A 24,687-nucleotide genomic window follows, 5' to 3' on the forward strand; every position below is an offset into this window, starting at 1 on the left:
CGGCGGGTTATTCAGCGTTGCACAGCGCCAGGCAGTTATCGAGCATGCGGTTGGAGAAGCCCCATTCGTTGTCGTACCAGGCCAGCACCTTGAGCAGCTTGCCGCTGGACTTGGTGTGGTTGGCGTCAAAGATCGACGACAGCGGGTTGTGGTTGAAGTCGCTGGAGACCAGCGGCAGGGTGTTGTAACCGAGAATTTTCGAATGCTGGCTGGCTTCTTTCAGCAATGCGTTCACTTCATCAGCCGACGCTTCGCGCTTGAGTTGCACGGTCAGGTCCACCAGCGACACGTTGATGACCGGCACGCGTACCGACATGCCGGTCAGTTTGCCCGCCAGTTCCGGCAGCACCAGACCGACCGCTTCAGCCGCGCCGGTTTTGCTCGGGATCATGTTCTGGGTGGCCGAGCGCGCACGATACGGATCGACATGATAGACGTCGGTCAGGTGCTGATCGTTGGTGTAGGCGTGAATTGTGGTCATCAGGCCGCTTTCGATTCCCAGCTCGCGGTGCAACACCTGGGCCACCGGGGCCAGGCAGTTGGTGGTGCACGACGCATTGGAAATGATCTGGTGCGATTGGCGCAGAATGTCGTGGTTAACGCCATACACCACCGTGGCGTCGGCACCTTTGGCCGGGGCGGAGATGATCACTTTGCGTGCGCCGGCCGTAATATGCGCGGCGGCTTTGGCACGGTCAGTGAACAAACCGGTGCATTCGAATACGACGTCGATCTGCTCGGCAGCCCACGGCAGCTCGGCCGGGTTGCGAATGGCGCTGACAGAAATACGGTCACCGTTGACGGTCAGGCTTTCCATATCATGCTGGACATCGGCATCGAACGTGCCGTGAACAGTGTCGTACTTGAGCAGATGAGCGTTCATCGCGCTGTCGCCCAGGTCATTGATGGCAACGATCTGCAGATCCTGGCGATAACCTTGGGTATACAGTGCGCGCAGGACGTTACGGCCAATTCGGCCAAAACCATTGATTGCGATTCGAAGAGTCATTTAACAGGGCCGCCGTCGTTTTGTTGTTGGAATTACAAGATTATTCGCATAAAAATAGAAAACAAGCCTTTTTAATGGCAATATTTTGTTCAATCTACAACGAGTGACCTGAATCAACTGGTCCGACCGATCAAGAAAACCGTCTGTCATCCCATCGACAACGGCTCTTGATCAGCATAGACAATCAGGTCGCCACATCCGTTAGCCTGGAGTTCTAAACATGCATCCCCGCGTCCTTGAGGTCACCGAACGGCTTATCGCCCGCAGCCGCGCCACGCGTGAGGCTTACCTTGCACTGATTCGTGGTGCTGCCAGCGACGGTCCCATGCGCGGCAAGCTGCAATGCGCCAACTTCGCCCACGGCGTGGCCGGTTGCGGCACCGACGACAAGAACAGTCTGCGGATGATGAACTCCGCCAACATTGCGATTGTTTCGTCCTACAACGACATGCTCTCGGCGCACCAGCCGTACGAAGTCTTTCCTGAGCAGATCAAAAAGGCCCTGCGCGAAATCGGCTCCGTCGGCCAGTTCGCTGGCGGCACCCCCGCCATGTGCGATGGCGTGACCCAGGGCGAGCCAGGCATGGAACTGAGCCTGCCGAGCCGCGAAGTGATTGCCCTGTCCACTGCCGTGGCGCTGTCTCACAACATGTTCGACGGCGCGCTGATGCTCGGCATCTGCGACAAGATCGTCCCGGGCCTGATGATGGGCGCGTTGCGTTTCGGTCATCTGCCAACGATCTTCGTGCCGGGCGGGCCGATGGTGTCGGGCATTTCCAACAAGCAGAAAGCCGATGTGCGCCAGCGCTATGCCGAAGGCAAAGCCAGCCGCGAAGAGCTGCTGGAATCGGAGATGAAGTCCTACCACAGCCCGGGTACCTGCACCTTTTACGGCACCGCCAACACCAACCAGTTGCTGATGGAAGTCATGGGCCTGCACTTGCCGGGCGCCTCTTTCGTCAACCCGAACACCCCGTTGCGTGATGCCCTGACCCGCGAAGCGGCGCATCAAGTCACGCGTCTGACCAAACAGAGCGGCGACTTCATGCCGATCGGCGAAATCGTCGACGAACGTTCGCTGGTCAACTCCATCGTGGCCCTGCACGCCACCGGCGGCTCGACCAACCACACGCTGCACATGCCGGCCATCGCGATGGCGGCGGGCATTCAACTGACCTGGCAGGACATGGCCGACCTCTCCGAGGTGGTGCCGACCCTGAGCCACGTCTACCCGAACGGCAAAGCCGACATCAACCACTTCCAGGCCGCGGGCGGCATGTCGTTCCTGATTCGCGAACTGCTGGAAGCCGGGCTGCTGCACGAAAACGTCAACACGGTGCTGGGCCACGGCCTGAGCCGCTACACCATGGAGCCGTTCCTCGAAAACGGCGAACTGGTCTGGCGCGAAGGCCCGATCGAAAGCCTCGACGAGACCATTCTGCGTCCGGTCGCTCGCGCATTTTCGCCAGAGGGTGGCTTGCGCGTGATGGAAGGCAACCTCGGTCGCGGTGTCATGAAAGTGTCCGCTGTCGCGTTGGAAAACCAGGTCGTCGAAGCACCGGCCATGGTATTCCAGGATCAGCAGGATCTGGCCGATGCGTTCAAGGCCGGTTTGCTCGAGAAGGATTTCGTCGCGGTGATGCGCTTCCAGGGCCCGCGTTCCAACGGCATGCCGGAGCTGCACAAGATGACGCCGTTCCTTGGCGTTCTGCAGGATCGCGGCTTCAAAGTGGCGCTGGTGACTGACGGGCGCATGTCCGGTGCGTCGGGGAAAATCCCGGCGGCGATTCACGTCAGCCCCGAAGCGTATGTGGGCGGCGCTTTGGCGCGGGTCCAAGAGGGCGATATCATCCGCGTCGATGGCGTCAAAGGCACTCTGGAGCTTAAGGTGGACGCCGAAGAATTCGCAGCGCGCGAACCTGCCAAGGGCCTGTTGGGCAATAACATCGGCAGCGGTCGCGAACTGTTTGGTTTCATGCGCATGGCCTTCAGCTCCGCAGAGCAGGGCGCCAGCGCCTTCACTTCTGCCCTGGAGACGCTTAATTGAAACTGGCTTTGGTCGGTGACATCGGTGGGACCAACGCACGTTTCGCGTTGTGGAAAAACCAGCAGCTGGAATCGATCCAGGTGCTGGCAACGGCCGACCATGCCAGCCCGGAAGAGGCGATTGCCCTCTACCTGAGCGGGCTTGGCCTGGCGCCGGGTTCGATCGGTTCGGTGTGCCTGTCGGTGGCCGGCCCCGTCAGCGGTGATGAATTCAAGTTCACCAACAATCACTGGCGACTCAGCCGCAAGGGGTTTTGCAAGACCTTGCAGGTGGATCAACTGTTGCTGGTCAACGACTTCTCGGCCATGGCGCTGGGCATGACCCGTTTGCAGCCGGACGAGTTTCGGGTGGTCTGCGAAGGCACGCCGGAACCGTTGCGGCCGGCGGTGGTGATCGGTCCGGGGACTGGCCTCGGTGTTGGCACGTTGCTGGATCTGGGCGAAGGTCGTTTCGCCGCGTTGCCGGGGGAGGGCGGTCACGTCGATTTGCCACTGAGCAGCCCACGGGAAACTCAGTTGTGGCAGCACATCTTCAATGAGATCGGTCATGTCAGCGCCGAAACGGCGTTGAGCGGCAGTGGTTTGCCGCGGGTCTATCGGGCGATTTGTGCGGTGGACGGTCATGAACCTGTGCTCGAAACACCGGAAGCGATCACGGCTGCCGGCCTGGCCGGCGATCCAATTGCCCTGGAAGTGCTTGAGCAGTTCTGCTGCTGGCTGGGTCGTGTGGCCGGCAATAACGTGCTGACCACGGGCGCGCGCGGCGGTGTGTACATCGTCGGCGGGGTGATTCCACGGTTCGCCGATTTCTTCATCGAAAGCGGCTTTGCCCGGTGCTTTGCCGACAAAGGCTGCATGAGCGATTATTTCAAAGGCATCCCGGTGTGGCTGGTGACGGCGCCGTATTCCGGCTTGATGGGGGCGGGCGTTGCGCTGGAGCAATCCAACCCCGCCTGAAATGCGATCAAAAATGTGGGAGCGGTTTTGTGGCGAGGGGATTTATCCCCGTTGGGTCGCGAAGCGGCCCTAAAAAAGGGGACTGCTGCGCAGTCCAACGGGGCGGTGCGACGTTTCGCTAAATCCCCTCGCCACAAAGCTCGCTCCCACAGTTGGTTTTGTGGTGTTTGTAGAATCAGCGCTTAAGGCATAATCCGCCCAATTCAAACAACAAGGATGCCGCCCCTGTGAGCTCAGTCAACAAGTCGATTTTGTTGGTCGATGACGATCAAGAGATACGCGAGTTGCTGGACACCTACCTGACCCGCGCCGGTTTTCAGGTGCGAACCACGCCGGACGGCGCAGGCTTTCGTCAGGCGATGAACGAGGCGCCGAGCGATCTGGTGATCCTCGATGTGATGCTCCCGGACGAAGACGGCTTCAGCCTCTGCCGCTGGATCCGCCAGCACCCGCGTCAGGCGCAGGTGCCGATTATCATGCTCACCGCCAGCTCCGACGAGGCCGACCGCGTCATCGGTCTGGAATTGGGCGCCGACGATTACCTTGGCAAACCCTTCAGCCCGCGTGAATTGCAAGCGCGCATCAAAGCCCTGTTGCGTCGCGCGCAGTTCGGGCAGGAACGTTCCGGCAGTGAAGTGCTGGCCTTCGATGACTGGCGGCTGGACATGGTCAGCCATCGCCTGTTCCACATCGACGGCGAAGAAGTGATTCTCTCCGGCGCCGATTTCGCGCTGCTGAAACTGTTCCTCGATCACCCCCAGGAAATCCTCGATCGCGACACTATCGGCAACGCCACCCGTGGTCGTGATTTGATGCCGCTGGATCGCATCGTCGACATGGCCGTCAGCCGGTTGCGCCAGCGCCTGCGCGACACCGAAAAACCGCCGCGACTGATCCGTACCGTGCGCGGCAGCGGCTACCAACTGGCCGCCAATGTGGTTGCCAGCAATGGCCACTGAATTTTTCCGCAAACTCGCCGCGCGGATTCCCGTGCCACGTTCGCTGCTCGGGCGGATGCTGTTGCTGACGCTGTTGGCAGTGTTGTTCGCCCAAACACTGTCGAGCGTGATCTGGGTCTCGCAACTGCGCGCCACCCAGCTTGAAGGGCTGGTCACCAGCGCCCGTAGCCTCGCTCATTCGATGACGGCCAGCGTCAGTTACTTTCGCTCTCTGCCGGTAGCGTTTCGGCCATTGGTACTCGACCAGTTGCGCAGCATGGGTGGCACCCGTTTTGTGGTGACGCTCAACGACAAACCCTTGGGCATGGAAGTGCTGCCGATCACCCCGCGCAAGGAAGCCGTGCTCAAAGCGGTGGACGAAGTGTTGCGCCAGTCCCTGGGCCAGGACATTGATATCTCGGTGACCTTCGTCAGCCCCGAAGACCTGCGGATCTTCAACGGCGGTCTGAAGCTCGATGAATTGCCGCGCTCCTGGGCGCACTACGCGCTGACCCTGGAGCCGGTGAACCCGCCGGTATTGGTCACGCAAATCCAGATGGCACCGGGCGAGTGGCTGTACATCGCCTCACTGTTGCCCGAGCCCTACACCAGTCTTGAAGAGCAAGGCCTGCCGGCGCAGCAAGTCTGGTTCATCGTGCTCACCAGCGGCTTCTTGCTGTTGTTCATTGGCCTGCTGGTGCACTGGCAGAGCCGGCCGCTCAAGCGTTTGGCGCGGGCAGCACGGGACATGTCCCTCGGCGCGGAAGTCGAGCCAGTGGCCGAGGGTGGCGGCAGTGAAGTGATCGAGGTCGGCCGCGCCTTCAATGCGATGCGCGAACGCATCAGCCGTTACCTGACCGAGCGCAGCCAGTTGTTCAGCGCGATTTCTCATGACTTGCGCACGCCGATTACCCGCTTGCGGTTACGCGTTGAATTGCTCGAAGACGAAACGCTGCAAGCCAAGTTCGGCCGTGATCTGGATGAGCTGGAGCTGCTGGTCAAAGGCGCGCTGCAATGCGTGAAAGACACCGACATCCACGAAAACATCGAGCCGGTGGACCTCAACCATGTACTTGATTGTCTGGTGGAACCGTATCTGGCGCCCAACGGCAATGGTCGCGTTACTCAGCAAGGGCGTGCGCTGGCGGCGTATCCGGGGAAGCCGCTGGCGCTCAAGCGTTGCATCGGCAACCTGATCGACAATGCCTTGAAGTATGGGCAGAAAGCGCATTTGCACATTGATGACGACCCGAGTGCGTTCATCCTGCATGTGGACGATGAAGGGCCAGGCGTGCCGGAACAGCGGATGGAACAGGTGTTCGAGCCGCACTTCCGCCTGGCCGGGCAGCAGCAGGGTTATGGGTTGGGGTTGGGGATTGCGCGAAATATTGCGCATAGCCATGGGGGTGAGGTCAGCCTGCAGAATTTGCGTGAGGGTGGGTTGAGGGTGACGTTGCATTTGCCGCGGTCGGTGGATTGAGTTTCTGCCTTTAGATCCACCCCCTCACCCTAACCCTCTCCCCAAGGGGTAGAGGGGACTGACCGAGTTGGTTTTTAGATATTCTGAGACCGAGGAAATAGAGTCGAACTCAGGCGTAGAAACCGATGGAGATCTGCTCCCTTTCCCCCTCTCCCCCGTGGGGAGAGGGCTGGGGTGAGGGGTGGCTCTTTGTCACAACCCAGTGACAAAACCTGCCCCCTTCGTTACAAGCCCACCACCGCCCGTTGTTTAGACTGCCCCCAGTCATAACAACAAAAAAGGCATCCCATGGACACCTTCCAACCCGCTTTCAGCAGTTGGCTGAACGCACCCGCCCATCAACAATGGCTCGCCGCCGAAGGCCTGCGCCTGCTGGCGTTTGCCAAGGCTTCAACGCTTCCCGAGGGCTTCGGCAATCTTGATGAAAAGGGCTGCCTGCCAGCCAACGCCCACGCCGAAACCATGAACACCGCGCGCATGACCCACAGCTTCGCCATGGCCCACATTCAGGGCTTGCCGGGTTTCGCCGAGCTGGTGGATCACGGCGTCAAAGCTCTCAGCGGCCCATTGCGTGACGCCGAACATGGCGGCTGGTTCGCTGCCCCCGAGCATCGTGACGGCAACACCGATAAAGCCGCTTACCTGCACGCCTTTGTCGCGCTGGCCGCCAGTTCTGCGGTTGTCGCTCAGCGTCCCGGCGCGCAGGCCTTGCTCGACGATGCCGTCCGCATCATCGATGCGCATTTCTGGAGCGAAGAGGAGGGCGCGATGCGCGAATCCTTCAACCGCGACTGGAGTGAAGAGGAAAGCTATCGCGGCGCCAACAGCAACATGCACGCCACCGAAGCCTTTCTTGCGTTGGCGGATGTCACTGACGACAACCGCTGGCTGATCCGCGCCCAGCGCATCGTCGAGCGCGTCATCCACGGTCACGCCGCTGCCAACGATTACCTGGTGGTCGAGCATTTCGACCGCGACTGGCAACCCTTGCGCGAATACAACCACGACAACCCGGCCGATGGTTTTCGCCCCTACGGCACCACGCCGGGTCACGGTTTCGAATGGGCCCGGCTGATACTGCATCTCGAAGCGGCGCGGGTTAAGGCCGGGATGCTGACGCCGGGCTGGCTCGCCAGCGACGCGCAAAAACTCTTCGACCACAACTGCCGTCACGGCTGGGATGTCGACGGGGCGCCGGGGATTGTCTACACCCTCGACTGGGACAATCGCGCCGTGGTTCGCCATCGCCTGCACTGGACCCATTGCGAAGCCAGCGCCGCCGCCAGCGCGCTGCTTAAACGCACCGGTGATGCGCAATACGAACGCTGGTATCGACTGTTTTGGGAATTCTGCGACAGCCATTTCATCGATCGCGAAAGCGGTAGCTGGCGCCACGAGCTCGATCCGCAGAATCGCCCGAGCGCCGATATCTGGGCGGGCAAACCCGACCTTTATCACGCCTGGCAAGCCGTACTGATCCCGCGGTTGCCTCTGGCGCCAAGCATGGCGACTGCCCTGGCACAGTTATCCCAGAGCGCTCCTGTGTAACCATGTGGTGACATTCGAACGTCCCTTCGTTACCTGCGAAGGGATCACTCCTGTTTAGAATCCTATGCAGCGCAAGCACCAGACTTGCATGCATAACAACAAGAAAGGTACTACTAGATGAATGCGATTTCTCGCCTCGCTACTGTCATTTCTCTCGCTTCACTGCTTCCCCTGTCTGCATTCCCGCTGAGTACGTTTGCTGCCGATTCCAAAGGTTCGGTGGAAGTCGTTCACTGGTGGACCTCTGGTGGTGAAAAGGCTGCGGTCGATGTCCTGAAGGCCCAAGTCGAAAAAGACGGCTTTACCTGGAAGGACGGCGCAGTCGCCGGTGGCGGCGGTTCCACTGCCATGACCGTACTCAAAAGCCGCGCCGTCGCCGGCAACCCGCCGGGCGTTGCGCAGATCAAAGGTCCGGACATCCAGGAGTGGGGCAGCACTGGCCTGCTCAGCACCGACACCCTCAAAGAGGTTTCCAAGTCCGAAGGCTGGGATGGCCTGCTGTCGAAGAAAGTCTCCGACACCGTCAAGTACGAAGGTGACTACGTCGCCGTGCCGGTGAACATTCACCGCGTCAACTGGCTGTGGATCAACCCGGAAGTCTTCAAGAAAGCCGGGATCGAAAAAGCCCCGACTACCCTCGAAGAATTCTATGCCGCTGGCGACAAGCTCAAAGCCGCCGGCTTCATTGCGCTTGCCCACGGTGGCCAGCCTTGGCAGGACAGCACCGTGTTTGAAGACGTGGTGCTCTCGGTCATGGGCGCTGACGGTTACAAGAAAGCCCTGGTAGATCTGGATCAGAAAACCCTCTCGGGCGCCGAGATGACCAAGTCGTTCGCCGAGCTGAAAAAACTCACCGGTTACATGGACCCGAACCGTGCCGGTCGTGACTGGAACATCGCTGCCGCCGACGTCATCAACGGCAAGGCCGGTATGCAGATGATGGGCGACTGGGCCAAGAGCGAATGGACCGCTGCCAAGAAAGTAGCGGGCAAGGACTACCAGTGCGTGCCATTCCCGGGCACCGAAAAAGCCTTCACCTACAACATCGATTCCCTGGCGGTGTTCAAGCTCAAGGCCGATCGCAAAGGTGACATCGCCGCTCAACAAGACCTGGCCAAGGTCGCGCTGGGCAAAGACTTCCAGAAAGTCTTCAGCATCAACAAAGGCTCGATCCCGGTGCGTACCGACATGCTTAACGACATGAGCGGTCTGGGCTTCGATTCCTGCGCTCAAGCGGCGGCCAAGGATTTCCTTGCAGACGAGAAGACTGGCGGCCTGCAACCGAGCATGGCGCACAACATGGCCACTTCCCTGGCCGTGCAGGGCGCGATTTTCGATGTGGTGACCAACTTCATGAATGACAAGAATGCTGATCCGGCGACGGCCAGCAAGCAACTGGCATCGGCCGTCAAAGCCGCCCAGTAATCCCTGACACCGCGTGACCTTGTAGGAGCAAGGCTTGCCCGCGATAGCTGACTGACATTCAACTCAGATGTCGTCTGTTACACCGCTATCGCGAGCAAGCTCGGCTCCTACAAGGGATCGCCGTGCGGATTTCATTTCTCTTCACCTGGATTATCCCGATGAGCTCTGTGGCGGTTTTCAGCAAAGCCTCACCGTTCGACGCACTGCAGCGCTGGCTCCCCAAACTGGTTTTGGCGCCAAGCATGCTGATCGTCCTGGTTGGTTTTTACGGTTACATCATCTGGACATTCGTTCTGTCCTTCACCAATTCGAGCTTCATGCCGAGCTACAAATGGGTCGGCCTGCAGCAATACATCCGCCTGATGGACAACGATCGCTGGTGGGTCGCGAGCAAAAACCTCGCGGTCTTCGGTGGCATGTTCATCGGCATCAGCCTGGTGCTCGGCGTCTTCCTTGCAGTGCTGCTGGATCAGCGCATTCGCAAGGAAGGTTTCATCCGCACCGTTTACCTGTACCCGATGGCGCTCTCGATGATCGTCACCGGTACCGCGTGGAAATGGCTGCTCAACCCAGGGCTGGGCCTGGACAAGATGCTGCGTGACTGGGGCTGGGAAGGCTTCCGTCTCGACTGGCTGGTGGATCAGGATCGCGTGGTGTATTGCCTGGTGATCGCCGCCGTGTGGCAAGCCTCCGGGTTTGTGATGGCGATGTTCCTGGCCGGCCTGCGGGGTGTCGATCAATCGATCATCCGTGCCGCGCAAGTCGACGGTGCGAGCCTGCCGACCATCTATTTGAGAATCGTGTTGCCGAGCCTGCGCCCGGTGTTCTTCAGCGCCTTCATGATCCTCGCGCACATCGCGATCAAGAGCTTCGACCTGGTGGCGGCAATGACCGCTGGCGGCCCGGGCTACTCGTCCGACCTGCCCGCGATGTTCATGTATTCCTTCACTTTCAGCCGTGGCCAGATGGGCATTGGTTCGGCCAGCGCCATGATGATGCTGGGCGCGATCCTGGCGATTCTGGTGCCGTACCTGTACTCCGAATTGCGAGGCAAACGCCATGAGTAATCAACTCGGCAAACCAGCCTTGAGCTTCAGCCGAATCGCCATCTACGCCACGCTGTTGCTGGCCGCCGCGATCTACCTGATCCCGCTGGTGGTGATGCTGCTGACCAGTTTCAAATCCCCGGAAGATATCCGCACCGGCAACCTGCTGAGCTGGCCGCAAGTGATTGACGGCATCGGCTGGATCAAGGCCTGGGACGTGGTCGGCGGCTACTTCTGGAACTCGGTGAAAATCACCGTGCCGGCGGTTCTGATCTCCACGTTCATTGGTGCCATGAACGGTTACGTACTGTCGATGTGGCGCTTCCGGGGTTCGCAACTGTTCTTCGGTCTGCTGCTGTTCGGCTGCTTCCTGCCGTTCCAGACCGTGCTGTTGCCAGCCTCGTTCACCCTCGGCAAGTTCGGCCTGGCCAATACCACCACCGGCTTGGTGCTGGTGCACGTGGTCTACGGCCTGGCGTTCACCACGCTGTTCTTCCGCAACTACTACGTGAGCATTCCGGATGCGCTGGTCAAGGCTGCACGCCTTGATGGCGCGGGCTTCTTCACGATTTTCTGGAAGATCCTGCTGCCGATGTCGATCCCGATCGTGATGGTCTGCCTGATCTGGCAGTTCACTCAGATCTGGAATGACTTCCTGTTCGGCGTGGTCTTCGCCAGTGGCGATGCCCAGCCGATTACCGTGGCCCTGAACAACCTGGTCAACACCAGCACCGGGGCCAAGGAATACAACGTTGATATGGCCGCCGCGATGATCGCCGGGCTGCCGACACTGCTGGTCTACATTTTCGCTGGCAAGTATTTCCTGCGTGGGCTGACGTCCGGCGCGGTCAAGGGGTAGAACAATGGCAACTCTCGAATTACGCAACGTCAACAAGACCTACGGCGCCGGTTTGCCGGACACCCTGAAAAACATCGAACTGAAGATCGATGACGGTGAGTTCCTGATCCTGGTTGGCCCGTCGGGCTGCGGTAAATCCACGCTGATGAACTGCATCGCCGGTCTGGAAAACATCAGCGGCGGCGCGATCCTGGTGGATGACGCCGACATCAGCGGCATGAGCCCCAAAGATCGTGACATCGCCATGGTGTTCCAGTCCTACGCGCTGTACCCGACGATGAGCGTGCGCGACAACATCGCGTTCGGCCTGAAGATTCGCAAAATGCCCGCCGCCGAAATCGACGAAGAAGTCGCTCGCGTGGCCAAGCTGTTGCAGATCGAACATTTGCTCGCCCGTAAACCCGGTCAGCTCTCTGGTGGCCAGCAACAGCGCGTGGCGATGGGCCGTGCCCTGGCGCGGCGGCCGAAGATTTACCTGTTCGACGAACCGCTGTCCAACCTCGACGCCAAGCTGCGCGTCGAGATGCGCACCGAAATGAAACTGATGCATCAGCGCCTGAAAACCACCACGGTCTACGTGACCCACGACCAGATCGAAGCCATGACCCTGGGCGACAAAGTGGCGGTGATGAAGGACGGGATCATCCAGCAATTCGGCACGCCGAAAGACATCTACAACAACCCGGCCAACCTGTTCGTGGCGAGCTTCATCGGTTCGCCGCCGATGAACTTCATCCCCCTGCGTTTGCAGCGCAAGGACGGTCGTCTGCTGGCGCTGCTCGACAGCGGTCAGGCGCGCTGCGAATTGCCGTTGGGCATGCAGGACGCCGGTCTTGAAGACCGCGAAGTGATCCTCGGCATGCGCCCGGAGCAGATCGTCTTGGCAGGTAGCGAGCCGAATGGTTTGCCGATCATTCGCGCCGAAGTCCAGGTCACCGAGCCAACCGGTCCCGACACCCTGGTGTTCGTCAATCTCAACGAAACCAAAGTCTGCTGCCGTCTGGCGCCGGACGTTGCACCGGCCGTGGGCGAGACCCTGACCCTGCAATTCGATCCATCGAAAGTGCTGTTGTTCGATGCCAAGACCGGGGAGCGCCTGGGGGTGGCCGGTCAGCCGCAAGCCGAAACCCGGTCTGCGAACGTCGCACAATTCAAAGGTCGCTGAAGATCAGAAATGTGGGAGCGTGCTTTGTGGCGAGGGGATTTATCCCCGTTGGACTGCGCAGCAGTCCCATTTTTTAGGGCCGCTTCGCGACCCAACGGGGCGGTGCGACGTTTCGCTAAATCCCCTCGCCACAAAGCCCGCTCCCGCAGGGGATGTCACCGCGTTAGATAAAAACAGTTAATAACAATAAAACGAGGATGTAGGGATGAAGAAGAACAACAACGCTCAGCTTATCTGCCAGTTGTCAGCCGTTGCGGCAATGATGTTGGCCGGTAGCGTACACGCGGCTGACGCGTTCAGCGCCGATTCCGAATGGATGACCGGTGATTGGGGTGGCGAGCGGACCAGGCTGATCGAGCAGGGTATCGACATCAAGATGGACTACGTCGGTGAAGTGGGCGCCAACCTCCACGGCGGCTACAACGACGACAAGACTGCGCGTTACGCTGACCAGTTTGGCCTCGGCGTGGCACTGGACCTGCAAAAACTGTGGGGCTGGGATAACACCCAGGCGAAGATCCAGCTCACTAACCGTAATGGTCAGAACATCTCCAATGACCGTGTCGGCGATCCGCGTGCCGGCACCTTGAGTTCGTCTCAGGAAGTCTACGGCCGTGGCCATATGGTCCGTCTGACCCAATTGTGGATCAAGCACCAGTTCCTCGACGGTAAACTGGACGTCAAAGCCGGTTACTTCGGCGAAGGCGAAGACTTCAACACCTTCCCGTGCGAGTTCCAGAACCTGGCGTTCTGCGGTTCCCAAGCGGGTAACTGGGCGACCAACATCTGGTACAACTGGCCGGTCATGCAGGCTGCGGTTCGCGTGAAGTACAACATCTCGCCTGAGTTCTATGCGCAGATCGGCGCGTACAACCAGAACCCGTCGCAACTGGAGCACGGTAACGGCTTCAAGCTCAGCGGCAGTGGGACTGCTGGCACCGTCCTGCCGGTCGAACTGGTCTGGTCGCCGAACCCTAACAACCTGCCCGGCGAATACCGTGTCGGTTACTACAAAAGCACGGCCAATGCCGATGACGTCCGCAAGGATGCCGACGGCAATGATGCAGCCACCAGCGGTAACGCCTATCGCAGCCACGATAGCAAGCACGGTTACTGGTTCGTGGCGCAGCAACAGCTGACCGACCATAACGGTGACAAGAGCCGTGGTCTGAACATCGCAGCCAACGCCACGTTCCACGACAAGGACACCAACTTCGTCGACAACTACCAGTCGCTGATGTTTGTGTACAAGGGCCCGTTCGATGCACGTCCAAAAGATGACGTCGGTATCGGTTTCGCCCGCATCCATGTCAACGATGACGTGAAGAAAAATGCTGAACTGGTCAACGCCTCCAATGGTGTTACCGAGTACGAGGATCCACTGTTCTCGCCACTGCGTACTACCGAGTACAACTACGAGATCAACTACGGCTTCCACGTTACCAACTGGCTGACCGTGCGTCCTAACCTGCAATACATCACTCACCCGGGTGGTGTCGATGAAGTCGACAACGCGCTGGTCGCCGGCCTGAAAATTCAGTCGGTGTTCTAACGCTGTTGCGATAAGCTCCTCTCTATGTGCGCATTTTTGCGGACAGCCCAGGCTGTCCGCTTTTTTTTGTGTGGTATGCCAAAGCAACCTGTGGCGAGGGGATTTATCCCCGTTGGGCTGCGAAGCGGCCCCAAAACCATCCACCGCAGTGTTCCAGGTAAATCGCGTTTTTCTGGTTTTACGACTGCTTCGCAGCCGAACGGGGATAAATCCCCTCGCCACAGTGGTTCACTGGGCACACGTATTGAGTACACCCATGATTTTCAGGACCGTGGCACATGCATGAGCATCCGCTACAACGCTTCTTCAAATCCTTGCGCGAACGTCCGGTGTTTGCGTGGGAGCGCTATCAGAAGCGCGACGTGCTGGTGATCGACCATCCGCTGTGTCAGGCGGTGTTCAGTCGGCAGGGGGCGCAGTTGCTGCACTTCCAGCCAAAGGGCCAGAAACCCTGGCTCTGGTGCGCGGCGAAGTGGCCACAAGTTGGTGCGATTCGTGGTGGCGTTCCGGTGTGCTGGCCGTGGTATGGCCGTCATCCGAGCGAAAACGCCTGGCCGTCCCATGGCTGGGCACGGCTGATCGACTGGAAGCTGCTGGACAGCAGCACTGATGACGATGGCGTGCGCTTGCACTGGCAACTTCAGTTGTGCGACTGGCAAGTGGACCTGCACGCGCACTTGGGCGAACGCATGGATTTACGCCTGAGTACCGAGCATCAGGACAGCCTGCCGTGCCAATTGAGTCAGGCGTTGCACGCTTATTGGCGTATTGGCGACGTCGGCGAGGTAGCGCTGTCTGGCCTCGACGGAGCGCAGGGTTACGACCAGTTGAACCGGCAGATTTGTCATCAGGAAGGCGAGTTGCGGGTAGAGGGCGGCTGTCAGCGGGTGTTCCAGCATGACGGCGAATTACAGCTCAAGGACCACGCCTGGCAGCGGGAGTTGTGCATCGATACGGGAGACAGTGCGGACACGGTGGTCTGGCATCCGGGCTCGCGGCCGTTGCTGGGGGTAAGCTGGAATGAGATTTCGGAGTTTGTGTGCGTTGAAGCGGCGAGTGGCGGGACCGATAGCCTGAGCCTGGCGCCGGGGGAGAGGGCGCATTTGAGTTTGCAGGCGCGGGTTGGTGCTTAGTCCAAGACTTGCGTTGTAGCTGCTGACGCCATCGCGAGCAGGCTCGCTCCCACATTTGGAATGCTTTCCCTGTGGGAGCGAGCCTGCTCGCGATGATGCCAGTTCAGACGATGGAGATGTCGGCCTAGTTGAATTCATCCCCAATCGGATACCGACTGGCATTCAGGCTTTCCTTGATCTTGCGCAAATGCGGCTGGAAGTCCACGCCTCGGCGCAAGGTCATGCCGGTGGCGAGGACATCCAGCACGGTCAGCTGAATGATCCGCGACGTCATCGGCATATAGATGTCGGTGTCTTCCGGCAGCGGAATGTTCAGGCTCAAGGTGCTGGCCTTGGCCAGTGGCGAACCCTCGGCTGTCAGGCCCAGCACCGAAGCACCGTTTTCCCGGGCAATACGCGCCACTTCCACCAGTTCGCGGGTACGGCCGGTGTAGGAAATGATCACGAACAACTCGCCGGTGTGCGCCACCGACGCAATCATGCGTTGCATCAGCACGTCCGCGTGGGCGGTGACTGCCAGGTTGAAGCGGAAGAACTTGTGCTGTGCATCCAGCGCCACCGGGGCCGAGGCGCCGAGGCCGAAGAAGTGGATCTGCCGGGCCTGGATCAACAGGTCGACGGCGCGGCTGATCAGGTTCGGGTCCAAGGCCTGCAACGCACTGTCCAGCGAGGCGATGGCGCTGCCGAAAATCTTTTTGGTATAGGCCTCGGGATTGTCATCTGCCTCCACCGCACGGCTGACATACGCGGCGCCACTGGCCAGGCTCTGGGCCAATTGAAGCTTGAGTTCCGGGTAGCCGCTGACGCCAAACGAGCGGCAGAAACGGTTGACCGTCGGCTCGCTGACCTTTGAGGCCTGGGCGAGGGCGGCGATGCTGAACCGGGTGGCCTGCTCTGGGTTGAGCAGGATGACTTCGGCGACTTTGCGTTCTGCCTTGTTCAGGTCTTCAAGGCGATTCTGGATCTGTTCCAGTAAATTTCGCACGCGGTCCATATATGTTCCTTAGCTCCGCAAACATGAGAGCAATGCAAATAAGGGCCCCGGCTATGCAAATTGGGACTTTGATCGGGCCCGTAACGGTGGCCTATCCTACTGATGGCTCCGACCGTCCACCACTCGGAATCTGTATTTTGCGAAAATGTTGTGGTTATTACTACATTTTCCCTTGAGTGATGCCTTGAAAAAAGGTATTTGTAGCTTAACTTGATAAAAGAACAAACATCATGCCTTCGATTACGGTTGAACCGTGCACCTTTGCCTTGTTCGGCGCCCTCGGCGATCTGGCCCTGCGCAAGCTGTTTCCTGCCCTTTATCAGCTCGATGGCGCAGGCCTCTTGCACGAGGACACGCGAATTATCGCGCTGGCCCGTGAGCCTGGCAGCGAGCAGCAGCATTTGGCGTTCATCGCCTCCGAGCTGCGCCGCTACGTCGTCGCCAAAGAGCTGGACGAGGCCGTGGTCGAACGCTTCCTGGCCCGCCTGAGTTACCTGCACGTCGACTTCCTCAAGGCTGACGATTACGTCGCCCTGGCCGAAATGGCTGGCAGCGCGCAGCGGGTGATTGCCTACTTCGCGACACCGGCCGCCGTTTACGGCGCGATCTGCGAGAACCTGTCGAAGGTAGGCCTGACCGAAAACACCCGCGTGGTGCTGGAAAAACCCATCGGTTCGGACCTGGAATCCTCGCGCAAGGTCAACGACGCCGTGGCGCAGTTCTTCCCGGAGAACCGCACCTACCGTATCGACCACTACCTGGGCAAAGAAACCGTCCAGAACCTGATCGCCCTGCGTTTCGCCAACAGCCTGTTCGAAACCCAGTGGAACCAGAATTACATCTCCCACGTGGAAATCACCGTGGCCGAGAAGGTCGGGATCGAAGGTCGCTGGGGTTACTTCGACAAGGCCGGCCAGCTGCGGGACATGATCCAGAATCACCTGCTGCAACTGCTCTGCCTGATCGCCATGGACCCGCCGGCCGACCTGTCCGCTGACAGCATCCGCGACGAGAAAGTCAAAGTGCTCAAGGCGCTGGCGCCGATCAGTCCGGAAGGCCTGACCACTCAGGTCGTGCGCGGTCAGTACATCGCGGGTTACAGCGAAGGCAAATCGGTTCCCGGTTACCTGGAAGAGCCGAACTCCAACACCCAGAGCGACACCGAAACCTTCGTTGCGCTGCGTGCCGATATCCGCAACTGGCGTTGGGCCGGTGTGCCGTTTTACCTGCGTACCGGCAAGCGCATGCCGCAGAAGCTGTCGCAGATCGTCATCCACTTCAAGGAACCGTCCCACTACATCTTCGCTCCCGAGCAGCGTCTGCAAATCAGCAACAAGCTGATTATCCGCCTGCAACCGGACGAAGGCATTTCCTTGCGCGTGATGACCAAAGAACAAGGCCTGGACAAGGGTATGCAGCTGCGCAGCGGTCCGTTGCAGCTGAATTTTTCCGACACTTATCGCAGCGCACGGATTCCCGATGCCTACGAGCGGTTGTTGCTGGAAGTGATGCGCGGCAATCAGAACCTGTTTGTCCGTAAAGATGAAATCGAAGCCGCGTGGAAGTGGTGTGACCAGTTGATCGCCGGATGGAAAAAATCCGGTGATGCGCCCAAGCCGTACGCGGCCGGGTCCTGGGGACCGATGAGCTCCATTGCTCTGATCACGCGGGACGGGAGGTCGTGGTATGGCGATATCTGAATTGAAACTGCCTCAGGGTGTCAGCGCCCATGAGTTCAAAAGCCCGGTGTTGCTGGCCGAAGGCCTGGCGCTGAATGTGGCCAAGCGACTGAGTGACGCGATCGATGCGCGCGGCACCGCGACCTTGGTGGTTTCCGGTGGACGCAGTCCGGTGGCGTTTTTTCAGCACCTGGCCAAGCAGACGCTGGACTGGTCCAAGGTTGTCGTCACCCTGGCCGACGAGCGCTGGGTACCGGTTGAACACGCCGACAGCAATGCCGGTCTGCTCAAGCGTTACCTGTTGCAAGGCCCGGCGGCCAAGGCTCAGTTCCTGAGTCTGTACAGCGCCACCGCCAACCTTGAACTGGCCGCCGAGCAGGCGGATCGCTTGCTCGCCGAGTTGCCGCCAATCGACGTGCTGATACTTGGCATGGGCGACGACGGTCACACCGCCTCGCTGTTCCCGAATAGCCCGAACCTGGCCGACGCCTTGAAAGCCGACGGCACACGTCGTTGCTACCCGATGCTGGCGCCAACCGTGCCGCATCAGCGCCTGACCATGAGTCGCGCGCTGCTGGCGTCGGCCAAGACCAGCGTTCTATCGATTTCCGGTCAGTCCAAGCTGACCACCTTGAGTGCCGCATTGGCCGGTGACGATGTCGCCGCCATGCCGATTCGCGCGTTTCTGCAACCTACGTTAGAGATTTACTGGTGCCCATGAGCCAAGGAACAGCCGCTATGACAACCCCATCCCCGACCGTTTCCATGGCGGACAAAGTTGCCCTGATCGACAGCCTCTGCGCCAAGGCGCGGATCCTGCCGGTGATTACCATCGCTCGCGAACAGGACATTCTGCCGCTGGCCGATGCCCTCGCGGCCGGTGGCCTGACAGCTCTGGAAGTGACCTTGCGTTCACAGTTCGGCCTCAAGGCTATCCAGATTTTGCGCGAGCAGCGTCCAGAGCTGGTGACCGGTGCCGGCACTGTGCTGGATCGCAACATGCTGGCGGCTGCCGAAGCGGCCGGTTCGCAGTTCATCGTCACGCCGGGCATCACCCGTGACCTGCTGGAAGCCAGCGTCAACAGCCCGATTCCGCTGTTGCCGGGCATCAGCAACGCCTCCGGCATCATGGAAGGCTACGGCCTGGGTTATCGTCGATTCAAGCTGTTCCCGGCGGAAGTCAGCGGCGGTGTCGCGGCTATCAAAGCCCTTGGCGGCCCGTTTGGCGAAGTGAAATTCTGCCCGACTGGCGGCGTCAGCCCGGCCAATATCAAGAGCTACATGGCGTTGAAAAACGTGATGTGCGTGGGCGGTAGCTGGATGCTTGATCCCGAGTGGATCAAGAACGGCGACTGGGCCCGCATTCAGGAATGCACCGCCGAGGCATTGGCGCTGCTGGACTGATCGGTTTTTACCAAACACTTCGTTGTGTGTTCTACGGCTTTACGGTGCGCTTGGTCGGTGCACCGTTTTTTTTTGCCTGCCAAAAACCTGTAGGAGCATGGCTTGCCCGCGATGGCGACGCTACGGTTTAACAAATACTGCGCGTCATCGTTCATCGCGGGCAAGCCATGCTCCTACGCGATACATAGTTACCGCATCTCTCTGCTCGGCCAATGCTAGCTTTGCGTTCATCTTATGGAAGAGAGAACGTCATGGAAGACAACACTCCGGTTTCACCCGCACCAGCGGTTTACCTGCTTTCACCCGAACAGATCGCCGGTCCATATTTCCGAAATCCGAAACTGATCAGACGAAACATCAGCGAAGGGATGGATGGCATTCCCTTGGTGCTGAGGCTGACGATCGTCGATGCCATGACCGGTCAACCAGTGACTGACGCGCTGGTGGATATCTGGCATTGCAACGCGCGCGGTGCGTATTCGGGCTGGAGCAAGGTCAATCCAGACACGGAAATCGACGTCGACGACATAGGTTCGATCCCGCGAACCGACGACGACACTTACCTGCGAGGCGGGCAATTTACCGACAAGAACGGCATCGTGCGGTTTACCACGATCTATCCGGGGTTCTACGCCGGCCGAGCCCTGCACATTCACGTCGTGGTACGCATTATGGAAGGCAACAACTACCTGGAAGAGCGGCATGTTGCCTGGGTCGGTCAGCTCTACTTTCCCGAGGCGGCCTCGCGCTCGGTACTCAGCGCCAGGGAATACCGCGGTCGAGCCGTTTCGCCGTTGACCAACGATCAAGATTTTTTCTATGAAAACATGGGCGGCGAAGCATCGACCTTGAACGTTCACACCCTGAGTCGAGACTCGAATAAAGATGGCTACTTCGGGCACACGACCATCGGCATCGACACCTTTGCGGTATCGACGCAGATCAAGCCCGAGGACTTCGACAAACACACCGTGTGACGTCAGCGCAGTTCGGTGAGCGCCCGGGTCAGCAAATCCATGTCTGCAGCGGTGTTAGTGAGCCCCGGGGTTATGCGAATGCACGGACCACTCGCGGCACCACTGCGGGCCACGGTAAACAAGTTGTAGTCCTTGAGCAGCCGCTCGACCATCGCCTGTTGATCAGCATGCCGGGTAAAGCGCATCGACGTGATGCCGCAATACAGTCGCGGGTCGTCCGGGGTCATGACTTCGATCCCCGGCAACTCGCGTACCGCGCTCACCCAGCGGTTGCGCAGGTAATTGAGCCGAGCGCCCTTGGCGGCGGAACCGCCCATGGCCCGATGTTCCTCGAACACCAGCGGCAGGGTCAGCAGCGCCGGAATGTTGGGCGTGCTGTACGGCGTGCGGGCGCGAATGTCGGTGACCGGGAAATGCATCTCGCCCATGTCCGGATCGATGTCGGCCAGGCGCTCGGGGGCGATGTAAATGAAGCCCAGGGTCAGCGGTGCACCGATCCATTTGTGCAGGGTGTAGCCAGCAAAGGCGATGCCCAGTTCATCGAGATTGAACTCGAACTGGCCGAGCGCATGCGCGCCGTCGAGGATCACGTCGATGCCATGTTCCCTGGCCGCTGCAGCAATGGCCTGCACCGGCATCACCAACCCGGAGCGATGGGTGACGTGGGTCAGGGCCATCAGTTTGAGTCGCGGATAACGCACGAAGGCCTCGCGGTAAGTGGCCAGCAAACTGTCGAAACTGGCGGGGTGCGAGTGTTCGATCTCGATCACCTCGACGCCGCGATGACGTGCCAGCCAGCGCATGGCCCCTTTGACCGTGTCGTATTCCAGATCACTTATCAGCACCTGATCGCCCGGCGTCAGACGGTTGTAGTTGCGGATCAGCGATTGCAGACCGTCCGAAGCGTTGCGGGTGAGGGCGACAGTGTCGGCAGGTACGCCCACCAGCTCGGCGAGCTGTGCGCGGATTTCAAGGCTTTCGCCCTGTTCGAAGCGTTGGCGCACATGCACCGAGTTGCTGCGATTGATCAGTTCGATGTTGCGCTGATACTCCTCGACCACTGTGCGCGACATGCGCCCGAAGTACCCGTTTTCGAGGTTGACCGGGCCGGGTTCAACCGCGTATCGGTCGGCAAAGGTTCGCCAGAAGGCTTCATCACGGGCACGGCGAGTGTTATCGGGCATGGGCTACTCAATCAGGGGCCAGGAATAGGGGGCGGGTCAATGGCGAGGGGCGGGTTTGCCATGTTTGGCGCGCAGAGGTTCGAGCAGCTCCGACAGGCCGTTATGATCGATTTCCTGCATCAAGGCCAGCAAGCCGCCGAGTTCTCCATGGGGGAAACCTTCGCGAGCGAACCAGTTCAGGTATTGGCCGGGGAGGTCGGCAATGATTCGGCCCTTGTATTTGCCGAAGGGCATTTCACGGGTAATCAACAGTTCGAGCTTTTCAGGGTTCATCAATCAGTCGTCTTGATTCAAACAGTCTGGAAAATACAGGCATTCTGCATGCAGGCCAAATGACAGATCATGCAAAAAAAACGGATACAGATTTCGCGTTAAACGGTAAGTGATTGAAATATAAGTAGTAAGTAATCGATTCATTGCTGGCATGCAGGATGCAACACCTATTGCATCTTTCATCAACCCGCGAGGAATTGAAAATGACCGACATGAATAAAGAAGCCATCTCTGTACTCAACGACCTGATTGAAACCAGCAAAGACGGTCAGGAAGGGTTCAAGACTTGCGCTGAAGACATCAAACACCCAGAACTGAAATCCCTGTTCATGCAGCGTTCCGCCGACTGCGCCACTGCGGCTTCCGAACTGCAAGCGCAGGTGCGCTCGCTAGGCGGCGATCCAGAAACGTCCACCAGCGTCAGCGGTGATATGCACCGTCGCTGGGTCGACGTGAAAGCGATGTTCACCGGCAAGGATGAAGAGGCCGTGCTGAACGAAGCCGAGCGGGGTGAAGACCACGCACTGAAGGCTTACAAAGAAGCCATCGAAAAAATCAACAAATACAACCTGGTGGGCATTCGTGACCTGGTTGAACGTCAGTACCACGGCGTGCAACGCAATCACGATCAGGTAAAAGCCCTGCGTAACCAGGCGCGCGCACGCTCGTAAGCGTTCGTTGCCTGTCAAAAACGCCAGCCAGTCTGGCGTTTTTTTTGTGTCTGGGAATTAGCACTGGACGGATGTTAGTTAGCTAGCTAATAATTTGTTTATCAAGTGACTGAACCGATCCCGACTATCGTTAAATCGCCTTTCCAAGAGTCCTTTACGTGCCTATCACCTTGCAGGCTTTGTTTGCGCCTGACCGCCGCGCCTTACAGTTCGCGATCAAAACCTTGATCGGCGGCGGCCTGGCGCTGTGGCTGGCATTACGCTGGGGTCTGGAGCAACCGGCCTGGGCGTTGATGACGGCGTTCATCGTCGCTCAGCCCTTGTCCGGGATGGTGGTGCAGAAGGGCCTGGCGAGGTTGCTGGGCACCCTGGTCGGGACGATGATGTCAGTGGTGTTCATGGGGGTGTTTGCCCAGACGCCTTGGCTGTTTTTGTTGGCCTTGGCGTTATGGCTAGGGCTGTGTACGGCAAGTTCGACTTTGCTGCGCAGCGCCTGGTCCTATTCGTTCGTGCTGGCCGGTTACACGGTGGCGATCATCGCGCTGCCGGCCATTACTCATCCGCTGACGGTGTTCGATCAAGCCGTGGCTCGCTGTACGGAAATCTGCCTGGGCATTCTTTGCGCCACCGCCGCCAGTGCGCTGCTCTGGCCGATGCGGGTCGAACGGCAACTGGCGGATCAGGCGCGGGCAGCGTGGCAAAGCGGTATGAACGCCGCGCGTGCAACCCTGGCCGGTGATGGTCAGGCGCGTAAAGGCTTACTGGAAATCCTCGGCAAAATCGTCGCCGTCGATGCCCAGCGCGAGCATGCCTGGTTTGAAGGAAGCCTGGGGCGGCAACGAGCGCGGGGGATCAGCGGCTTGAGCCAGAAGCTGTTGATGCTACTGCGCATCGCCCGTTCGGTGCGCCGTCAGTGGAAGCAATTGGAACCCCAGGAAGCCGAGCAACTGTTGCCCTGGATGACCGAGGTTCAAGAGGCGCTCGACAGCCCGGATTCCGTGACCCTGCAAGCGCTGCGTCCGAGGTTGCTCGACGCTTCCCACGACCCGCACATCAGCTCCGCGCAAAGTTACTGCCTGGCTCGTTTCACCTTGTTGCTCGATACCGCCATGGCGGCCAGCGCCGCGTTGAACGCTGTTGAGGAGGGCAAGGAGACGGTCGATCCACCGAGAACCCTGACCCCGCACCGCGACCTGTCATTGGCGCTGATGTTCGGTGCCCGCAGTGCGTTGGCGTTTCTGGTGGTCTCGTGCTTCTGGTTGGCGACCGCCTGGCCTGCTGCCTCCGGCGCGCTGCTGTTGACATGTGTTGTGTGTAGCCTGTTTGCCAGCCGCGAGAATGGCGCTCAGATCGGCATGAGTTTTATGCGCGGGATCTTCCTGGCGATTCCGGCCGCGTTTATCGTCGGGCAGATTCTGCTGCCGCAATGGAGTGGTTTTGCCTTGCTGTGCATGGGCATGGGCGTGCCGTTGTTCCTCGGCGCGCTGGGCATGGCCAAACCGCAGATCGGTGCGACGGCTACCTCATTTTGTCTGCACTTCATCGTGCTGGTCTCGCCGCTCAATGCGATGAAATTCGATGTCGCGACGTTCTTCAACAGCGCTCAATCCATCGTGGTTGGCGTTGGTGCCGCCGTGCTGGCGTTCCATTTGTTGATCCTGCGCAACCCGACGTGGCATGGCCGACGTTTGCTGGCGGCGACCCTCGACGATCTGGTGCGCCTGACCCGGCGCAATCTGCGCGGTGCCGAAAGCTGGTTTGGCGGGCGCATGGCCGACCGCTTGCTGCAATTGGCGCGGCACTATCCCGAGTTGCCGGAGCCGGCGCGCAGTCGCTGGGACGACGGCTTGCTCGGCCTGGACATCGGCGACGAACTGCTGCATTTGCGTTTGAGTCTGGCGGTGGCGCAGGCACCGGTCAGTGCACCTCAGCGGCGTTATCTCGAACAGCTGGAAAAAATCCTCGAGCAAGGCCCGGCCGGCAGTCGCGCCGAAGCGTTGGCGCAGCCGAGCGAAGAATTCTTGAAGACTTTGTACGCCTTGCCCCCCAGCGATGCGGTGAAACTGGCCCAAGGCGCGGTGCTGCAATTGCAAAGCAGCTGGCGCGCCTGGTGCCGTCAACAGGAGCAAAGCCATGGGCTTGCGTGAGTGGTCGGTGGGTGGCGTGCTGCTCAGTCCGTTTCTGATTTATGTGCTGCTGGCGCTGCTCGTCACTGGCGCCTTGCGCATGCTCTTGCGCCTGACGCTGGTGGGCCGCTGGATCTGGCACGAAGCATTGTTTGATTGCGCCTTGTACGTCTGTGTATTGACCTTGATCACCGTCGTCCTCGGACCTTTATAAGGAGTTG

General features: G+C 59.6%; 22 protein-coding genes. 18 read left to right on the top strand and 4 right to left on the bottom strand.

The features are described 5' to 3' along the window. Window positions 1-7 precede the first annotated feature (7 nt). Window positions 8-1,009, bottom strand: a complete 1,002-nt coding sequence (gene gap, locus IB252_RS29185; protein WP_008155846.1) for a type I glyceraldehyde-3-phosphate dehydrogenase — start codon at window positions 1,007-1,009, stop codon at window positions 8-10. Between the two features lie 220 nt (window positions 1,010-1,229). Between gap and edd the strand changes: the two genes are divergently transcribed. The 11 genes from edd (at window position 1,230) to IB252_RS29240 (ending at window position 15,158) form a co-directional block, all read left to right on the top strand. After that, complete coding sequence (gene edd, locus IB252_RS29190) at window positions 1,230-3,056, top strand: phosphogluconate dehydratase (RefSeq protein ID WP_008155848.1); 1,827 nt, start codon at window positions 1,230-1,232, stop codon at window positions 3,054-3,056. After that, window positions 3,053-4,012 (top strand): glucokinase, encoded by a 960-nt coding sequence (locus IB252_RS29195; protein ID WP_046049479.1) that lies wholly within the window; start codon window positions 3,053-3,055, stop codon window positions 4,010-4,012. The genes edd and IB252_RS29195 overlap by 4 nt, the downstream gene beginning before the upstream one ends. A 227-nt stretch (window positions 4,013-4,239) precedes the next feature. Beyond that, on the top strand, window positions 4,240-4,971 hold the full coding sequence (locus tag IB252_RS29200) for a response regulator (protein WP_008155851.1): 732 nt from the start codon (window positions 4,240-4,242) through the stop codon (window positions 4,969-4,971). After that, window positions 4,961-6,430, top strand: a complete 1,470-nt coding sequence (locus IB252_RS29205) for an ATP-binding protein (protein WP_111451461.1) — start codon at window positions 4,961-4,963, stop codon at window positions 6,428-6,430. The genes IB252_RS29200 and IB252_RS29205 overlap by 11 nt, the downstream gene beginning before the upstream one ends. A gap of 288 nt (window positions 6,431-6,718) precedes the next feature. Then, window positions 6,719-7,978 (top strand): AGE family epimerase/isomerase, encoded by a 1,260-nt coding sequence (locus IB252_RS29210; protein ID WP_192411082.1) that lies wholly within the window; start codon window positions 6,719-6,721, stop codon window positions 7,976-7,978. A gap of 117 nt (window positions 7,979-8,095) precedes the next feature. Further along, window positions 8,096-9,403 carry an ABC transporter substrate-binding protein gene (locus tag IB252_RS29215; RefSeq protein ID WP_192411083.1) on the top strand — a complete coding sequence of 436 codons (1,308 nt, stop codon included), beginning with the start codon at window positions 8,096-8,098 and terminating at the stop codon, window positions 9,401-9,403. A gap of 158 nt (window positions 9,404-9,561) precedes the next feature. Then, window positions 9,562-10,470, top strand: coding sequence for a carbohydrate ABC transporter permease (locus tag IB252_RS29220; RefSeq protein WP_008155860.1), 909 nt, complete (start codon window positions 9,562-9,564; stop codon window positions 10,468-10,470). Further along, a complete protein-coding gene (locus IB252_RS29225; protein ID WP_111451464.1) occupies window positions 10,463-11,308 on the top strand; it encodes a carbohydrate ABC transporter permease in 846 nt (281 codons plus the stop codon). The genes IB252_RS29220 and IB252_RS29225 overlap by 8 nt, the downstream gene beginning before the upstream one ends. Before the next feature lie 4 nt (window positions 11,309-11,312). After that, the gene (locus IB252_RS29230; RefSeq protein ID WP_111451465.1) at window positions 11,313-12,473 is read left to right on the top strand and encodes an ABC transporter ATP-binding protein; all 1,161 of its coding nucleotides are present in this window, start codon (window positions 11,313-11,315) and stop codon (window positions 12,471-12,473) included. Window positions 12,474-12,678: 205 nt separating this feature from the next. Beyond that, complete coding sequence (locus IB252_RS29235) at window positions 12,679-14,025, top strand: carbohydrate porin (RefSeq protein WP_111451466.1); 1,347 nt, start codon at window positions 12,679-12,681, stop codon at window positions 14,023-14,025. A gap of 278 nt (window positions 14,026-14,303) precedes the next feature. Further along, a complete protein-coding gene (locus tag IB252_RS29240) occupies window positions 14,304-15,158 on the top strand; it encodes a D-hexose-6-phosphate mutarotase (RefSeq protein WP_134096451.1) in 855 nt (284 codons plus the stop codon). 124 nt (window positions 15,159-15,282) lie between these two features. Here IB252_RS29240 and IB252_RS29245 read toward each other — a convergent pair whose 3' ends face one another. Then, window positions 15,283-16,143, bottom strand: a complete 861-nt coding sequence (locus IB252_RS29245) for a MurR/RpiR family transcriptional regulator (protein ID WP_173667542.1) — start codon at window positions 16,141-16,143, stop codon at window positions 15,283-15,285. Between the two features lie 239 nt (window positions 16,144-16,382). On the opposite strand from IB252_RS29245, the gene zwf reads away from it, so the two are divergent. The 4 genes from zwf to IB252_RS29265 all read left to right on the top strand — a co-directional run bounded on the left by zwf (window position 16,383) and on the right by IB252_RS29265 (window position 20,212). Next, entirely contained in the window at window positions 16,383-17,852 is a 1,470-nt protein-coding gene (zwf, locus tag IB252_RS29250) for a glucose-6-phosphate dehydrogenase (protein ID WP_008151108.1), read from the top strand. Beyond that, complete coding sequence (pgl, locus tag IB252_RS29255; protein ID WP_111451468.1) at window positions 17,839-18,552, top strand: 6-phosphogluconolactonase; 714 nt, start codon at window positions 17,839-17,841, stop codon at window positions 18,550-18,552. The genes zwf and pgl overlap by 14 nt, the downstream gene beginning before the upstream one ends. A gap of 17 nt (window positions 18,553-18,569) precedes the next feature. After that, on the top strand, window positions 18,570-19,235 hold the full coding sequence (locus IB252_RS29260; RefSeq protein ID WP_008151112.1) for a bifunctional 4-hydroxy-2-oxoglutarate aldolase/2-dehydro-3-deoxy-phosphogluconate aldolase: 666 nt from the start codon (window positions 18,570-18,572) through the stop codon (window positions 19,233-19,235). 251 nt (window positions 19,236-19,486) lie between these two features. Beyond that, on the top strand, window positions 19,487-20,212 hold the full coding sequence (locus tag IB252_RS29265; RefSeq protein WP_192411084.1) for an intradiol ring-cleavage dioxygenase: 726 nt from the start codon (window positions 19,487-19,489) through the stop codon (window positions 20,210-20,212). Between the two features lie 2 nt (window positions 20,213-20,214). Here IB252_RS29265 and IB252_RS29270 read toward each other — a convergent pair whose 3' ends face one another. Both IB252_RS29270 and IB252_RS29275 read right to left on the bottom strand, forming a co-directional pair. Beyond that, window positions 20,215-21,396 carry an aminotransferase class V-fold PLP-dependent enzyme gene (locus IB252_RS29270; RefSeq protein WP_192411085.1) on the bottom strand — a complete coding sequence of 394 codons (1,182 nt, stop codon included), beginning with the start codon at window positions 21,394-21,396 and terminating at the stop codon, window positions 20,215-20,217. A gap of 36 nt (window positions 21,397-21,432) precedes the next feature. Further along, window positions 21,433-21,669 carry a DUF3820 family protein gene (locus IB252_RS29275; RefSeq protein ID WP_007949456.1) on the bottom strand — a complete coding sequence of 79 codons (237 nt, stop codon included), beginning with the start codon at window positions 21,667-21,669 and terminating at the stop codon, window positions 21,433-21,435. 203 nt (window positions 21,670-21,872) lie between these two features. On the opposite strand from IB252_RS29275, the gene IB252_RS29280 reads away from it, so the two are divergent. From IB252_RS29280 to IB252_RS29290, 3 genes are all read left to right on the top strand, one after another. After that, window positions 21,873-22,340, top strand: coding sequence for a ferritin-like domain-containing protein (locus IB252_RS29280; RefSeq protein ID WP_111451472.1), 468 nt, complete (start codon window positions 21,873-21,875; stop codon window positions 22,338-22,340). Window positions 22,341-22,498: 158 nt separating this feature from the next. After that, on the top strand, window positions 22,499-24,487 hold the full coding sequence (locus IB252_RS29285; protein ID WP_192411086.1) for an FUSC family protein: 1,989 nt from the start codon (window positions 22,499-22,501) through the stop codon (window positions 24,485-24,487). Continuing rightward, complete coding sequence (locus tag IB252_RS29290; protein ID WP_192411087.1) at window positions 24,474-24,680, top strand: DUF1656 domain-containing protein; 207 nt, start codon at window positions 24,474-24,476, stop codon at window positions 24,678-24,680. The genes IB252_RS29285 and IB252_RS29290 overlap by 14 nt, the downstream gene beginning before the upstream one ends. The last annotated feature ends 7 nt before the right edge of the window (window positions 24,681-24,687 follow it).

It is taken from the genome of Pseudomonas sp. PDM10, from assembly GCF_014852295.1.
Taxonomy (GTDB): domain Bacteria; phylum Pseudomonadota; class Gammaproteobacteria; order Pseudomonadales; family Pseudomonadaceae; genus Aquipseudomonas.

What these genes read in the sequence shown, in the direction of transcription:
- gap (WP_008155846.1), bottom strand. Translation starts at nt 1,009, where the DNA reads ATGACTCTTCGAATCGCAATCAATGGTTTTGGCCGAATTGGCCGTAAC.
- edd (WP_008155848.1), top strand. Translation starts at nt 1,230, where the DNA reads ATGCATCCCCGCGTCCTTGAGGTCACCGAACGGCTTATCGCCCGCAGC.
- IB252_RS29205 (WP_111451461.1), top strand. Translation starts at nt 4,961, where the DNA reads ATGGCCACTGAATTTTTCCGCAAACTCGCCGCGCGGATTCCCGTGCCA.
- IB252_RS29210 (WP_192411082.1), top strand. Translation starts at nt 6,719, where the DNA reads ATGGACACCTTCCAACCCGCTTTCAGCAGTTGGCTGAACGCACCCGCC.
- IB252_RS29215 (WP_192411083.1), top strand. Translation starts at nt 8,096, where the DNA reads ATGAATGCGATTTCTCGCCTCGCTACTGTCATTTCTCTCGCTTCACTG.
- IB252_RS29220 (WP_008155860.1), top strand. Translation starts at nt 9,562, where the DNA reads ATGAGCTCTGTGGCGGTTTTCAGCAAAGCCTCACCGTTCGACGCACTG.
- IB252_RS29225 (WP_111451464.1), top strand. Translation starts at nt 10,463, where the DNA reads ATGAGTAATCAACTCGGCAAACCAGCCTTGAGCTTCAGCCGAATCGCC.
- IB252_RS29230 (WP_111451465.1), top strand. Translation starts at nt 11,313, where the DNA reads ATGGCAACTCTCGAATTACGCAACGTCAACAAGACCTACGGCGCCGGT.
- IB252_RS29235 (WP_111451466.1), top strand. Translation starts at nt 12,679, where the DNA reads ATGAAGAAGAACAACAACGCTCAGCTTATCTGCCAGTTGTCAGCCGTT.
- IB252_RS29240 (WP_134096451.1), top strand. Translation starts at nt 14,304, where the DNA reads ATGCATGAGCATCCGCTACAACGCTTCTTCAAATCCTTGCGCGAACGT.
- zwf (WP_008151108.1), top strand. Translation starts at nt 16,383, where the DNA reads ATGCCTTCGATTACGGTTGAACCGTGCACCTTTGCCTTGTTCGGCGCC.
- pgl (WP_111451468.1), top strand. Translation starts at nt 17,839, where the DNA reads ATGGCGATATCTGAATTGAAACTGCCTCAGGGTGTCAGCGCCCATGAG.
- IB252_RS29260 (WP_008151112.1), top strand. Translation starts at nt 18,570, where the DNA reads ATGACAACCCCATCCCCGACCGTTTCCATGGCGGACAAAGTTGCCCTG.
- IB252_RS29265 (WP_192411084.1), top strand. Translation starts at nt 19,487, where the DNA reads ATGGAAGACAACACTCCGGTTTCACCCGCACCAGCGGTTTACCTGCTT.
- IB252_RS29270 (WP_192411085.1), bottom strand. Translation starts at nt 21,396, where the DNA reads ATGCCCGATAACACTCGCCGTGCCCGTGATGAAGCCTTCTGGCGAACC.
- IB252_RS29275 (WP_007949456.1), bottom strand. Translation starts at nt 21,669, where the DNA reads ATGAACCCTGAAAAGCTCGAACTGTTGATTACCCGTGAAATGCCCTTC.
- IB252_RS29280 (WP_111451472.1), top strand. Translation starts at nt 21,873, where the DNA reads ATGACCGACATGAATAAAGAAGCCATCTCTGTACTCAACGACCTGATT.
- IB252_RS29290 (WP_192411087.1), top strand. Translation starts at nt 24,474, where the DNA reads ATGGGCTTGCGTGAGTGGTCGGTGGGTGGCGTGCTGCTCAGTCCGTTT.